This is a genomic window from Streptomyces sp. NPDC007872, from assembly GCF_042868165.1.
GTDB lineage: Bacteria > Actinomycetota > Actinomycetes > Streptomycetales > Streptomycetaceae > Streptomyces.
On sequence record NZ_JBIAEA010000014.1, the window covers coordinates 50,489 to 63,479 of the forward strand.

The window sequence follows — 12,991 nt, forward strand, 5'->3', positions numbered from 1 at the left end:
AGGGGTCCGGGACGATCCGGGGTGGTCCGGGACGGGGCCGGGACGTCGGGGCCACGGAGCTACGGGGTGAGCCCGCGGACCAGCAGGTCGAGGAGCGCGCAGACGAACAGGCTGATCCCGATGAAGCCGTTCGTCGTGAAGAACGCGCGGTTCAGCCGGGACAGGTCGTGCGGCTTCACGATCGTGTGCTCGTAGCAGAACGCCACCACGACGACCGCCAGGCCGACCCAGAAGAAGAGCCCGGCGCCGGTGGCGAGCGCGTACCAGACGAGCAGTCCGGTCGTCACGACCGCCGAGCCCCGCGCGCCCCACAGGGCGGCCGGGATCCCGAAGCGGGCCGGGACCGACCTCACGCCGTGCGCCCGGTCCGCCTGCACGTCCTGGCAGGCGAAGATCAGGTCGAAGCCGCCGATCCACACGCCCACCGCGAGCCCCAGGATCACCGCGTCCCAGGACCACTCCCCGGTCACCGCCAGCCAGGCGCCGACAGGGCCCATGGCCTGGGCGAGTCCCAGGATCGCGTGCGGGAAGTTCGTGAACCTCTTCCCGTACGGATAGACCACCATCGGCACGACGGCGAGCGGCGCGAGCGCCAGGCAGAGCGGGTTGAGCAGGGCGGCGGCCCCCAGGAACACCACGAGGGCGACCCCGGCCCCGGTCCACGCCGAGCGCACGGAGACCGCGCCGGTGACCAGCTCGCGGTTGGCGGTGCGGGGATTGCGCGCGTCGATCTCGCGGTCGATGATCCGGTTGCAGGCCATGGCGAAGGTCCGCAGCCCCACCATGCAGACGGTGACGAGCAGCAGCGTCCACCAGTGGACGTGCCGGTCGACCTGGAACATCGCGGTGAGCGCGGCGATGTACGCGAAGGGCAGCGCGAAGACCGAGTGCTCGATCATCACGAGCCGCAGGAAGGCCTTGGTGCGTCCGGGCTGAGCGCCCGGTACGGCGGCGGTGGTCACAGCCCGTACTCCTTCCAGCGCCGGTCCACGAGGGCGGCCGTCGCCGGGTCCGACTCGACCATGTCCGGCCAGCCGCCGTCCCGGGTGTAGCCCTCCTCGGGGAGTTTCTTCGTGGCGTCGATGCCCGCCTTGCCGCCCCAGAACTGCTGGTAGGAGGCGTGGTCGAGGTGGTCGACCGGCCCCTCGACGACGGTGAGGTCACGGGCGTAGTCGGTGTTGCCGAGGGCCCGCCAGGCGACCTCGTGCAGGTCGTGCACGTCGCAGTCCTTGTCGACCACGACGATCAGCTTGGTCAGCGACATCATGTGCGCGCCCCAGATGGCGTGCATGACCTTCTGCGCGTGCTTCGGGTACTTCTTGTCGATCGAGACGATCGCGCAGTTGTGGAAGCCGCCGGACTCCGGCAGGTGGTAGTCCACGATGTCCGGCACGATGATCTTGAGCAGGGGCAGGAAGAAGCGCTCCGTGGCCCGCCCGAGCGGCCCGTCCTCGGTCGGCGGCCGGCCGACCACGATCGACTGGAGCAGCGGGCGCTTCCGCATGGTGACGCAGTCGATCGTCAGGGCGGGGAAGGGCTCCTGCGGGGTGTAGAAGCCGGTGTGGTCGCCGAAGGGGCCCTCGGGGAGCATCTCGCCCGGCTCCAGCCAGCCCTCGACGACGACCTCGGCCTGCGCCGGGACCTGGAGCGGGACGGTCTTGCAGTCGACCATCTCGATCCGCTTGCCCTGCACGAAGCCGGCGAAGAGGTACTCGTCGATGTCGCCCGGCAGCGGGGCCGTCGAGGCGTACGTCACGGCGGGCGGGCAGCCGAAGGCGATGGCGACCGGCAGCCGCTCGCCGCGCTCGGCCGCGACCGCGTAGTGGTTCCGGCTGTCCTTGTGGATCTGCCAGTGCATGCCGATGGTGCGCTTGTCGTGCCGCTGGAGCCGGTAGAGGCCGAGGTTCCGCACGCCGGTCTCGGGGTGCTTGGTGTGGGTGAGCCCCAGGTTGAAGAAGGAGCCGCCGTCCTGGGGCCAGGTGAAGAGCGCGGGCAGCTTCTCCAGGTCGACGTCGTCGCCGGTGAGGACGACCTCCTGCACGGGGGCGTCGCCGGACTTCACCTTCTTGGGCGGCACGTGGACCATCGAGCCGAGCTTGCCGAAGGCCTCGCGGACCCCGACGAAGCCCTGCGGCAGCTCCGGCTTGAGGAGGCCGCCGATCTTCTCGCTGATCTCGCCGTACGACTTCAGGCCGAGCGCCTTGAGCAGCCGGCGGTCCGTCCCGAAGACGTTCATCGCGAGCGGCATGGAGGAGCCCTTGACGTTCTCGAAGAGGAGCGCCGGGCCTCCCGCCTTGTTCACGCGGTCGACGATCTCCCCGACCTCCAGGTACGGGTCGACTTCGGCCTTGATGCGCTTGAGGTCGCCTTCGCGCTCGAGGGCCCTGAGCAGCGAGCGGAGATCGTCGTGAGCCATAGGGGCAAGTATCGGTCACCGGCTACCCTTGACCTGTCACCGGGGCCGCCGAAGCGCGCCCCCGCCACCGCTTCCAGGGGGCTGTCCCACATGCTCAGGGCGCTGCTGTTCATCCTGCCGCTGGCGCTGATGATCTACGCCTTCATCGACTGCCTGAACACCCCGGAGGAAGAGGTCAAGCACCTTCCGAAGCCGGTGTGGGCCATCGTGATCCTGCTGTTCTCGATCGTCGGCGCGATCGGCTGGATCGTCGCGGGCAAGGAGCGCGGGGCGGGAGGCCGGCGCGGCGCGTTCGGAGCGCGCGGCGCGGGCGGTGCGGGCGGCTGGGTGGCGCCGGACGACAACCCGGAGTTCCTGAAGTCGCTCGCGGACGACGGGTCGGGCGCGAAGGCCGACGACGACGCCCTCCTCAAGGACTGGGAGGCGGACCTGCGCCGCCGCGAGGAGGAGCTGAAGCGCCGCGAGCGCGGCGAGGAGAACGAGGGCTGACGGGCGGGGCCCCGAAAGGGCCCCGGCCGCGCCGCGGGGAGGTCAGTCGTCGGAGCCGACGGTGTTGTCGTGCCCGGCGTTGAAGACGTCGCCCTCCGCGAACTGGAACCAGTCGCCGAAGACGAGGGTGTACGAGGGCTCCGGCTCGTAGTCGACGTACACGTCGGCGCTGGCGGCACCGGCGGTGCCGAGGACGATGGCACCGACGGCGAGGGCGGTCAGCAGGGAACGCATGGAGGACCTCTCGGTAGAGCGACGGGGTGCGCCGCGGAAGGGCGGGCACTCCGCACGCTAGGGCCCCCGCCGCCGGTCGCCCGCGCACCGGGCCGGTGGGGAGGCCGGGACTCAGCCGATCGGCGGCAGGGACCGGGGGCGGGCGGGGGACGGAATACCTCCGCGGGGGCCGGAGTTGGCACCGGACACCTCACGAGACGGAGCAGCAGCCATGGCCCTGGACACCCCGCACGCCCCGGAATCCCCCACCTCCCCCTTCCCTTCCCCCTCCCCTGAGATCCGGGACTTCTCGAACCGCTCGTTCCTCTTCGTCCTGGGCAGCTCCCGCGCGGACGGCAACTCGGAGATCCTGGCCCGCGAGGCGGCGGCGCACCTGCCGGCCGGCGTCCCGCAGCGCTGGGTGGACCTGAACGGGCTGTCGCTGCCGGACTTCCAGGACGGGCGGCACGAGGTCACGGGCCCGCCGGTGAACGAGACGGAGAAGATGCTCCTGGAGGCGACGGTGGAGGCCACGGACGTGGTCGTCGTGTCGCCCCTGTACTGGTACAGCCTCTCGGCCCAGACCAAGCGCTACCTCGACTACTGGTCGGGCTGGCTGAACGTCCCCGGCTCGGACTTCAAGGAGCGCATGGCGGGCGGCACCCTGTGGGGCGTGACGGCCCTGGCCCACGACGAGCACGTCGTCGCCGGGGGGCTGGTCACCTCCCTGAACCACTCCGCCGCCTACCTCCGCATGCGCTTCGGCGGCGTCCTGACGGGCACGGGCTCCCGCCCGGGCCGCGTCCGCGCCGACACCCGGGCCCTGATCCGCGCGAAGACCTTCTTCCAGGAGGAGACGCCGCTCGCGCTGTTCCCGTACGAGGAGCGGACCGGGGCGGGGGTGTGATCGGGCCCGGAACCCCGGGGCCGGGGCGGGGCGGGGTTCCGGGACCCGCCGACGGTCAGAAGCCGTCGAATCCGAGCGCGTAGGCCGCCCCGAACACCGCGAGCGCAAGGCCGATGACGACGAAGGCCACCCGGTTCCACCGGCGCATGAACGTTCCGCCGGTGGTTCCGAAGACCTCCTTGGAACCGGCCGCCCCCGCACGGGCGAACCGGGGGGACAGAACCGCGAAGGTCAGCCCGAACACGACGAGGAAGAGTCCCACGAGGATCCGCACGGTGCTCCCCTCCCCCTACTTGCCCTTGTTGCGCACGCGGATGAGGATGACGATGCCCAGGACGACGACCAGGCCCACGAAGGCGTACGGGAACCAGGACGGCCCGTCGGGCCGGTAGTTGGCGAGGTGGTCCTGCGCGAGGAGGTGGATCGGGTTCATCCGTCTGGTCCTTCCGTCCCGTGGTCCGGGCCGCGGTGCGCCTCGTGACGCGTCCCGCGGCCCGGACCGTGAGTGATCAGAGTGTGTACTTCGCGGTGGCGGAGCACTTGCCGGTGCTGCCGCCGGTGCTGATGCCCGCCGAACCGTCCGTGGAGGCCGAGACCTGTGCCGGCCCCACTCCGCAGCCGACCTCGCCGGTCAGGCCCTGCTCGGCGCTGCCGGAGGACAGCCCCGCGTCCACGCTGCCACCGGGGGTTCCGGTGCCCGCGGAGACGTACGGGTGCGCGCTGCCGTCCTCGTTGATGGAGACCCCGCCCCCGATGCAGACCCCGGCGCAGAACTCGCCGCCGATCTCGAAGGAGAGGGTGCCCTGCGGGTCGATCCGGTTGACCGGGTCGCCCTCGGCGTACAGGTACGGGTTCTTCTCCTGGCCGCTGGGGTCGGGCGAGGTGAACCGGATCATGTTCGGGTCGTAGTAGCGCGCCCCGAGGTGGTAAAGACCGGTCGGGTCCTGGTAGCCGCCGGCGAACCGGTACGGCTGGGAGACCTTCTCCGAGGTCGCCGCGCGCTGCACGCCGCGCGGGCTGTAGCTGTAGGTGTTGACCTTGGTGCCGGTGCCGTCCGCGAGGGCGACCACCGAACCGAGGGCGTCCGTCAGGTAGTAGTACGAAGCACCCCCCGTGGTCATGGAGTTCAAGGTACCCCCGGGCTCCCTGTTGAACCCCGTGTCCACCCCGGCCGTCGTCTTGGCCGACAGGCCCAGCGGGCCGTTGTGGAAGAAGGTGTCGCCGAGCTTGATCCGCTCGCTCTGGTCGGTCGAGCCGTACTGGCCGGCGTAGACCTTGCCGCCCACCGTGAGCGAGGTGAGCTGCGAGTAGTCCGACCACTTCTCGGCGGTGCGGGTGCCCTCCGGCGTCGAGGCGCCGGCCGTCTCGTTCCCGATCTTGTCGTAGGACCAGTTGGCCGACGATCCGTCCTTCGCGGTGATCTGCTGCGCGTCGTTGACCGTGAAGGTCGTGCCGCGCGGGCAGCCGGGGTCCGTGCCCTGCGAGGTCAGGTTGCCCGCCAGGTCGTAGCAGTACTGCCAGGAGGAGGTGAGCGTGCTGCCCTTCTCCTCCTTCGCGTAGGAGAAGCGGCCCGCGCCGTCGTAGGTGTACGTCGTCCTCGTGCCGGCGACCGCGTCGGTGCTGGTGCGGATCTTCCCGCCGTCCTTCGTGCCGTTGAGGTACGAGTAGGACAGGTCGACCAGCGTCCCCTTGGAGGAGGTGGCCTTGATCCTCGAAGGCCGGCCGGACTTGTCCGGGGTGGCCTCCTGCACCGTGCCGCCCGGGTACAGCGTCTTGCTGCGGAAGTCGTTCTCGTCGTACTCGTACGTCGTGACCTTGCCGGTCGGGTCCTTGAGCTGCTTGAGCCTGTTGACCTCGTTCCAGGTGTAGTCCGTGGTCCCGGCCGGGTCCTGGTAGTAGTCGACGTTGCCGGCCGGGGTGTAGGCCAGCTTGGTCTGCGAACCGTCCTGGAGGGTGCGCACGGTCTCGCGCGAGAGCGGGTCGAAGTCGTACTTCGTCACGCCCGTGCCGTCCGAGCGCTGCTTGAGGTTGCCGTCGCCGTCGTACGCGTAGGTGACCGTCGCGTAGTTCGAGGTGTCGACCTTGGTGATGCGGTCGCGGTTGTCGTACTCGTAGAGGGTCTTGACCCCGCGTCCGTCCGTCGCGGTGGTGATCCGGCCGAGGTCGTCGTACCTGTAGGTGGTGGCGGTGAGCGGCGCGGGCGGGGTGACCTTGCTCAGGTTGCCCTTGGCGTCGTAGGAGAAGGACGTGGAGACCGACTTGGTGTCGCTCATCTTCGCCGTCGCCTTGCAGCGCTGGCCCTCGAAGCCGCCGCAGGTCGGGGTGGCGGGGTTGTAGGTGAAGGTCTGGTTGCCGCCGCCGGTGCCGGTGACCGCGACCGACGTGGTGTTGCCGGCCGCGTCGTACTTGTAGTCGGTCTTGTTGTCGTCGGCGGTGGTCAGCGTGCCGGGCAGGTCCGCGCCCGAGATCGTCTGGTAGCCGGTGGCCGTCGCGGTCGCGCCGGTCGGCAGCTTGGCGGAGGTGGCGTTGTTGCGGGCGTCCCAGCCGTACTGGGTGACGTTGGCGCCGGTGCCGCCCGTGCCCATGGCGTCGGACGCGGTGGCCACGTTGTGGTTCGCGTCGAAGGTCCTGGAGCGGGAGTGGTTGAGCGCGTCGGTCACCTTGGTGACCCGGCCCTCGCCGTCGTGCTCGTGCTTCGTCGCGTGCTGCTCGGGGTCGGTGACCGTCGTGGTGCCGGCGTCCCAGGAGTTCGGGGAGGAGTAGGCGTACGTGTACGTCGGGCCGGTGTGGCCGGTGCCGTCGAAGGCGGTGGCCCGCAGCATCGAGGTGACGCGGTTCTCGGCGTCGTAGGTGAAGACCGTCACCCGCCCCTCCGGGGTGGTGATCTTCGTGACGCGGCCGGAGGCGTCGTAGCCGAAGGTCGTGGTCTTGCCCTCGGTGTCCGCCGTGCGGGAGAGGTTCCCCTCCGGGTCGAGGTCGAAGACGGCGGTGCGGCCGGTGTGGTCCTTGGCCTGCCACTGCGAGGGGTAGGTCTTGACCAGGTCCACCCAGCGCCCGGAGCGGGTCTCGGTGAGCTTGAAGCCCTTGTGCTCGGACCCCTCGTCGTGCTGGGTGACGGTGATCGTGCCGTTGTTGCGGTCCGTGACCTTGGTCAGCGTGCCGTCGGCGTCGTAGGTGTCCTTCAGGCCCGACTTGCGGTCGGTGAGGGTGTACGTGCCGTCCGCGTTCTTCTTCAGGTCCTTCGAGTACCCCTCGGGGGTGGCGAAGGTGCCGTCCGCGTTCTTGTCGAACCAGACCGAGTCGCCGGTCTTGTCGTAGACGATGACCGTGTCGGTGAAGACGTGCAGGTAGCGCTCGTACTCCTGCCACCAGCGCTGGGAGACCTTGCCCCAGGGCGCGTCGAACGAGTTGTACGTACGGGCGAGGCGCAGCGTCCGGCCGACGCCCGCCACCTGGAAGTCCGTGGCCGCCAGCATCAGGTTGCCGTTGGAGAGGTCGATCCGGGCCACGAGGGAGTCGGTGATCCGGAAGTCCGAGATCTGGTGCCAGGGAACGGCCCCCTGGCCGCTCGGCACGTAGGTCAGGACCGACGCCGTGGAGGCCTCGGACGCCGGGGGCTGCCCGGCGGTCTTGGCGGAACGATTCTGCGCAGCGGGCGCCGGCATCTCCCCCGTCCGCGCCCGCCTCTTCTGCGCCGCGCGCCAGGCGGCCTCCTCGGGCGAGGGGGCCTTCTCGGCCCGGTTGGGCACGGGCTTGTTCGTGCCGACGAGCACCGGCGGCACGGTGAGCGGCGCGTCCGGCCTGCCCCACGCGGACCCGGGACCGGGGCCACCGGGTTCGGCGAGCGCCGAGGTGCCGGAGAGGGTGACCGTCAGGGCGGTCATGACGGCCAGGACGGCCGTTCTGGAAGTGGTGCGGGCACGCCGAAGCGACGTGCCGGGAGCACGCGAGTGCATGTACTTCCCCCCACAGGAAGATGAGACCCGGCCGCCCCAACGGCCACCGGGGCCCCACACGTTGACACAGGCCCAGGAGCGTCAACGGGCCCTGCCCGGAAATCTCGAACGCATGCGCGGGGGAATCGGCCTTTCCGTTTTTCGGGAACGAATCACCGCACGTCGGACGGACAGACGGACCGCTTCCAGTCACCCCAAGCCCGTTCGACCTGCGCCGGAGCAAACCCCAAAGTCCGAAGCTGGCCGAAAATGCTTCCTGCTGGACAACCACCCGGATCCTCTTGGACACCCCGGCCGCCGACGGCCGGCGGTCGTCGAGAACCGGCACGCGGAACCGCGGCTCCACGACGCCGAACCGATCGCGCCCGGTTCGCACGTCCGGAAGGCGCCCCGGCAGGTCGTGACGGGTGCGCCGGTCCGATCACCGCCGGTCGGGCCGGCGCCTCGTGGTCGGTCGCCGGACAGGCCGGGACCCTTCCGGTGGCAAGGGCACTCGCACACGCAGTGGCGCGCCCCCGGTCTCCGAGGAGTACGGCATCGCCGTACTGACGGCCCGCCGGGCCATGCGCGAACTCCGCGAACGCGGACTGATCGTCACCGTGCCCGGCAAGGGCTCCTGCGTCCCGCCGAGCGGCCCTCCGACCGACGCGTGATCCCCCCGCCCCGGCGGGAAGGATCCGCCCATGGACAAGGACCAGGCCCACTCATGGCTCGTCACCGCCCTCGACGAGGCCCGTGCCGGGCTGCGTGAGGGCGGGATTCCCATCGGGGCCGCCCTCCACGGACCCGACGGCACCCTCCTCGGGCGCGGGCACAACCGGCGCGTGCAGGACGGGGACCCCTCCGCGCACGCGGAGACCGCCGCGTTCCGGGACGCCGGGCGGCAGCGCTCGTACCGGGGGACGACCATGGTCACCACCCTCTCGCCCTGCTGGTACTGCTCCGGCCTCGTCCGGCAGTTCGGGATCTCGCGGGTCGTCGTCGGGGAGGCCGAGACCTTTCACGGCGGACACGAGTGGCTCGCCGGACACGGGGTCGAGGTCGTCGTGCTCGACGATCCGGAATGCGCCGCGCTCATGCGGGAGTTCATCGCCGAGAGCCCCGAGCTGTGGAACGAGGACATCGGGGAGGAGTGAGGGGGCGCCCCCCAAACCTCCCCTTCCGCCACAGACCCGCAACGCCCCCACAACAGACTCGAAAAGCCGACCGCTTTCCCAACACACCGTCGATATCCTTGAGTTGACTGTTACGGGGGTGGCGGGGCTTGGACAGGGAGCTGTACGGCCGCGAGGCGGCCCTGGACGACGGCGGGCTGGTCGCGCGGCTCTGCGGGCTCACGCGGCACGGGGTGGCGCGGGTGGCGTACGAGCACGGGGACGATCCGCCGGTCACCGTCTTCACCGGTGGGCGCGGGACCGGGAAGACCGCGCTGCTCAAGGAGGTGCGGAACCGGTACCGGGGGTACACCCCGCTCGCGCTGCTCGACTGCGGCCACGTCGAGCCGCCCGCCGACCACGGGCCCGGCTGGACCCCGCTCACCGGGGCGCTGGCCGAGCTGGCCGTGCAGTTCTCGCCCAAGGTGCTCGGGGCCGCGCCCGTGCGGTTCCCGCGGCTCTCGCTCGGGCTCGTGGCCGTCGCCGCGATCGGCTGGTCCCGGGAGGACGACGAGCGGGCCCGCCGCGACCTCCAGCGGCTCGGGCCGCTGCTCGCGACCGTCGACGCGGCCCGGGGCGCCGCCGCCCACTGGGTCGGCAAGGTCCTCACCAAGCTCGCCGCCACCTTCGCGGAGACCGCCGCCCCGCTCGCCGGGCTGCTCGCCGAGGCGACCGTCGAGACCGTCCTGGAGGAGGTGTTCGGGCGGATGCAGCGGTCCGCCGAGGGGTGGTACGGCGGATACCGCAACGCCGGGGGACGCGGGAAGGCCGGGCTCCAGCAGCTCGCCAACGACTTCGAGCAGGGCGGCCGGCGCCGCGGCGAGGCCGAGGCGTTCCTCGTCGGGGCGCTCACCGAGGACCTGCTGCACGCCTACACCGGCTTCCGGCGCGGCAGCCGCATCGGCCGGCCCCTGCTCCTCCTCGACGACGCCCACGAGCCGCTCGGCCGGCAGTTGGTCGAACCGATTCTGCGCGCCCGCGCCGAGGGGCGCCGGGACCGGCTCGTCGTCCTCGCCGCCTCCCGGGTCCGCGACCACGAGGCGCTGCGCCAGGCCACCCGGCTCCGGCTGCCCGAGACCGCGCACCGGGCGCCCTGCCCGCGCGGGACGAGCGTCGGCTCCGGCATCCTCGCCGTCGAGCTGACCCCGCTCTCCCCCGCCCAGACCCGGGGCGCCTTCGACCGGTACGACCCGGCCGGCCGCACCCCCGCCGAACTGTCCCGCGCCGTCCACCGGCTGACCGGCGGCCGCCCCCTGGGCGTGGTGCTGCTCGGGCGGGCCGCCGGGGAGGCCCCCGCGCACCTGAAGCCCCGCCTCACCCCCGGCGCGCTGCTCGACCTGACCGTGGAGCTGCGCGAGGACGCCCCGCCGGTGCCCGTCGCCCCCGCCCTCCTCGCCGAGCTGCTGCCGGTGTCCCGGCCCGGCCCGTACGCCGTGCTCGCCGCCGCCCACGACGAGGAGTCCGCCAGGATGCTGGCCCACGCCCGGCTCCCGTCCGAGTCCCTCGACGGGGACGTGGCGCTGCGCGTCCGCGACCGGCTGCGCGCCGAGGACTGGGCCGCGTCCGCGCCCGGCTCCCGGCACTTCGTCGCCGACCCGCTGCTGCGCGCGCTGCTCCTGCACCGACTGCGCTTCGAGGACGGCGACCACCCGCGCTACGCCGCCTGGCACGCCGTCCACGAGACCCTGCGCCGGCACTACGGGCCCGGGCCCGGCCCGTACCGGCTCCACCACGACCTGGCGCTCGGCCGCACCGAGGACGCCGTCACCCACCTGCGGACCACGTTCCCCGAGCCGGACGTCCTCGGCTGGCTCGGGAAGCTGCGGTTCGTCGCCTCCGCCCCGTACCCGCGCGAACGCGGCGCGACCGGGCCCGATCCGCGCCGGGCCGTCGCCCTCGGCCAGGCCCCGGCGGGAGGTCGGGCCCCGGCGGGAGGTCGGGCCCCGGCGGGAGGGGGGGCTCCCGCGGACGGGCTCCCCGCCGGACTCGACGCCGACGCCGTCGAGCTGCACCTCTCCCTGCGGCGGCTGCTGCACGCCGTATGGCTGCTCACCGATCCGCTCGCCCTGCCCGACGACGAGGTGGCCGACCGGCTCGCGCACGAGCTGCGCCGGCTCTCCGGCCGTCACCTGTCGGGCAGCGGTTCGCTCTGGGACGCTGCCACCCACTGGCCGCGCGACATCCGCGCCTGGCGGGAGCCCTCGCTGCCGCCGGGCCGCGAGGACGGAGTCTGACGCCATGCCCGACCGCGTGACCGACCGCTCGACCGCCCGCCCGCTCGACCGGCTCCGCCGCCGCGTCCGCACCCCCCGCCAGAAGTTCTTCGCCTCCCTCGTCACGGCCGCCGTCGTCCTCGGCCTCGGCGGGTACGGCGTCGTCCGCCTCACCACCCCGGAGGACCGTTCCTGCGCGGCGGGCGTCGAGCGCCCCGCCGGCAGCGAGGAGTGCGTCGGCGTCAACGGCGACGGCCACGACTTCGGGATCGGCGAACTGGGCCCGATCGCCCGCGCCATCGGCGTCGAGAACGCCACGCTCGAGCCGGACGACCACGTGACCGTCGCCCTCCTGCTGCCGCTGACCTCCACCGACGGCGGCATGCGGGTCAAGGTGCGGCACGAGCTGGAGGGCGCCCACGCCTACCAGTACCGCGCCAACCACGAGTCCAACGACGAGCTGCCCAAGATCCGGCTCGTCCTCGCCAACACCGGCAAGGGCAACGCCCACTGGCGCGCCACCGTCGACCGGCTGATCGCCATGAAGGACTCCGCCGACCGGCTGCGGGCCGTCTCCGGCGTCGCCACCTCCTCCACCGAGGTGCGGGAGGCGCTGACCGCCCTCACCGGGGCCGGGATCGCCGTCGTCGGCACCACCATCACCGCCGACGACATCGCCAACTCCCCCAGGAACGAGCGCTTCCCCGGCCTCGCCCGCGTCTCGCCCACCAACGGCGACGAGGCGAAGGCGCTGGCCCACTTCGGGCGGGTGGACGCCACCAAGGCGCTCCTCGTCCAGGACACCCGCGGCGGCGACCACTACACGGACACCCTCAAGGCCGCCTTCGCCGCGACCCTGAAGAACAGCCCGCGCCCCCCCGAGGTGTTCACCTCGCCCGCCGATCCCAACGAGGAGGGCACCACCGCCAACACCTTCCGCCAGATCACCCACCTGATCTGCGACAGCCGCGCCGAGACCGTCTTCTTCGCGGGCCGGCACACCCAGCTCCGCCAGTTCATCAACGCGCTGGGCGCGCGCGGCTGCACCGACCGGGCCTTCACCGTCCTGACCGGGGACGAGGGCTCGTACCTGGGCGCGGACGCGAAGCTCGACCGCAAGGCCCTGAGGTCGAGGCTGACCGTGCGGTACGCGGCGCTCGCCCACCCGGACGCCTGGGTGCCGGCGGAGGGGCGGAAGGTCCCGGCCACGGGCGGTTCCCCCACGGCGTACGAGACCTTCCTCGGCGACATCACCCGGGGTACGAAGCAGCCGCCGGCGCTCACGGACGGGCAGGCGATCGTCGCGTACGACGCGATGGCGACGGCCGTCCACGCGATCCGCCAGGCCACCCCGCAGGGGGCCCGCCACCCGGCGGCGGCCGACGTGGCCACCCAGTGGCCGCAGGTGAAGGGCTCGCTGCGGGTGGAGGGGGCGAGCGGCTGGATCTGCCTGGACAACTACGGCAACCCGTACGACAAGGCCGTCCCGATCGTGGAACTGGCCCCGGACGGCTCCCAGCGCTTCGTCCAGATCGCCTGGCCGGAGGGGCGCCCGCCGGAGTCGCCGTGCCTGCCGCCGAAGCGGGAGTGACGGTACGGGGGCGGGCCGGGGCCCACGCGGGCCCCGGGTCCGCCGGGCGGGC

11 protein-coding genes are annotated in these 12,991 nt (G+C 72.4%); 5 read left to right on the forward strand and 6 right to left on the reverse strand.

All coding sequences use genetic code 11. The features are described from left to right. Positions 1 to 59: 59 nt before the first annotated feature. Together mqnP and ACFYNX_RS32680 are read right to left on the reverse strand one after the other, a co-directional pair. A complete protein-coding gene (mqnP, locus tag ACFYNX_RS32675; RefSeq protein ID WP_388666997.1) occupies positions 60 to 962 on the reverse strand; it encodes a menaquinone biosynthesis prenyltransferase MqnP in 903 nt (300 codons plus the stop codon). Then, positions 959 to 2,416 (reverse strand): menaquinone biosynthesis decarboxylase, encoded by a 1,458-nt coding sequence (locus ACFYNX_RS32680; RefSeq protein WP_388667000.1) that lies wholly within the window; start codon positions 2,414 to 2,416, stop codon positions 959 to 961. The genes mqnP and ACFYNX_RS32680 overlap by 4 nt, the downstream gene beginning before the upstream one ends. Positions 2,417 to 2,506: 90 nt before the next feature. Between ACFYNX_RS32680 and ACFYNX_RS32685 the strand changes: the two genes are divergently transcribed. Then, complete coding sequence (locus tag ACFYNX_RS32685) at positions 2,507 to 2,905, forward strand: PLD nuclease N-terminal domain-containing protein (protein WP_388667003.1); 399 nt, start codon at positions 2,507 to 2,509, stop codon at positions 2,903 to 2,905. A gap of 42 nt (positions 2,906 to 2,947) precedes the next feature. Here ACFYNX_RS32685 and ACFYNX_RS32690 read toward each other — a convergent pair whose 3' ends face one another. Continuing rightward, entirely contained in the window at positions 2,948 to 3,139 is a 192-nt protein-coding gene (locus ACFYNX_RS32690; RefSeq protein WP_388667006.1) for a hypothetical protein, read from the reverse strand. A gap of 211 nt (positions 3,140 to 3,350) precedes the next feature. On the opposite strand from ACFYNX_RS32690, the gene ACFYNX_RS32695 reads away from it, so the two are divergent. Beyond that, positions 3,351 to 4,025, forward strand: a complete 675-nt coding sequence (locus ACFYNX_RS32695; protein ID WP_388667009.1) for a flavodoxin family protein — start codon at positions 3,351 to 3,353, stop codon at positions 4,023 to 4,025. Between the two features lie 55 nt (positions 4,026 to 4,080). On the opposite strand, the gene ACFYNX_RS32700 is transcribed toward ACFYNX_RS32695, so the two are convergent. From ACFYNX_RS32700 to ACFYNX_RS32710, 3 genes are all read right to left on the reverse strand, one after another. Next, positions 4,081 to 4,299 carry a hypothetical protein gene (locus ACFYNX_RS32700; RefSeq protein WP_388667012.1) on the reverse strand — a complete coding sequence of 73 codons (219 nt, stop codon included), beginning with the start codon at positions 4,297 to 4,299 and terminating at the stop codon, positions 4,081 to 4,083. 15 nt (positions 4,300 to 4,314) lie between these two features. After that, the gene (locus tag ACFYNX_RS32705) at positions 4,315 to 4,458 is read right to left on the reverse strand and encodes a hypothetical protein (RefSeq protein WP_365548503.1); all 144 of its coding nucleotides are present in this window, start codon (positions 4,456 to 4,458) and stop codon (positions 4,315 to 4,317) included. A 76-nt stretch (positions 4,459 to 4,534) separates the two neighbouring features. Then, a complete protein-coding gene (locus tag ACFYNX_RS32710) occupies positions 4,535 to 7,909 on the reverse strand; it encodes an RHS repeat-associated core domain-containing protein (RefSeq protein ID WP_365548505.1) in 3,375 nt (1,124 codons plus the stop codon). Between the two features lie 755 nt (positions 7,910 to 8,664). On the opposite strand from ACFYNX_RS32710, the gene ACFYNX_RS32715 reads away from it, so the two are divergent. From ACFYNX_RS32715 to ACFYNX_RS32725, 3 genes are all read left to right on the forward strand, one after another. Further along, positions 8,665 to 9,117: a nucleoside deaminase gene (locus ACFYNX_RS32715; RefSeq protein WP_388667016.1), complete on the forward strand. Its 453-nt coding sequence runs from the start codon at positions 8,665 to 8,667 to the stop codon at positions 9,115 to 9,117. A 128-nt stretch (positions 9,118 to 9,245) separates the two neighbouring features. Further along, a complete protein-coding gene (locus ACFYNX_RS32720) occupies positions 9,246 to 11,369 on the forward strand; it encodes a hypothetical protein (RefSeq protein WP_388667019.1) in 2,124 nt (707 codons plus the stop codon). A gap of 4 nt (positions 11,370 to 11,373) precedes the next feature. Next, on the forward strand, positions 11,374 to 12,939 hold the full coding sequence (locus tag ACFYNX_RS32725; protein WP_388667021.1) for an ABC transporter substrate-binding protein: 1,566 nt from the start codon (positions 11,374 to 11,376) through the stop codon (positions 12,937 to 12,939). The last annotated feature ends 52 nt before the right edge of the window (positions 12,940 to 12,991 follow it).

Excerpts from the sequence above, each read along its gene's own strand:
- ACFYNX_RS32680 (WP_388667000.1), bottom strand. The coding sequence starts at position 2,416 with ATGGCTCACGACGATCTCCGCTCGCTGCTCAGGGCCCTCGAGCGCGAA.
- ACFYNX_RS32685 (WP_388667003.1), top strand. The coding sequence starts at position 2,507 with ATGCTCAGGGCGCTGCTGTTCATCCTGCCGCTGGCGCTGATGATCTAC.
- ACFYNX_RS32690 (WP_388667006.1), bottom strand. The coding sequence starts at position 3,139 with ATGCGTTCCCTGCTGACCGCCCTCGCCGTCGGTGCCATCGTCCTCGGC.
- ACFYNX_RS32695 (WP_388667009.1), top strand. The coding sequence starts at position 3,351 with ATGGCCCTGGACACCCCGCACGCCCCGGAATCCCCCACCTCCCCCTTC.
- ACFYNX_RS32705 (WP_365548503.1), bottom strand. The coding sequence starts at position 4,458 with ATGAACCCGATCCACCTCCTCGCGCAGGACCACCTCGCCAACTACCGG.
- ACFYNX_RS32710 (WP_365548505.1), bottom strand. The coding sequence starts at position 7,909 with ATGACCGCCCTGACGGTCACCCTCTCCGGCACCTCGGCGCTCGCCGAA.
- ACFYNX_RS32715 (WP_388667016.1), top strand. The coding sequence starts at position 8,665 with ATGGACAAGGACCAGGCCCACTCATGGCTCGTCACCGCCCTCGACGAG.
- ACFYNX_RS32725 (WP_388667021.1), top strand. The coding sequence starts at position 11,374 with ATGCCCGACCGCGTGACCGACCGCTCGACCGCCCGCCCGCTCGACCGG.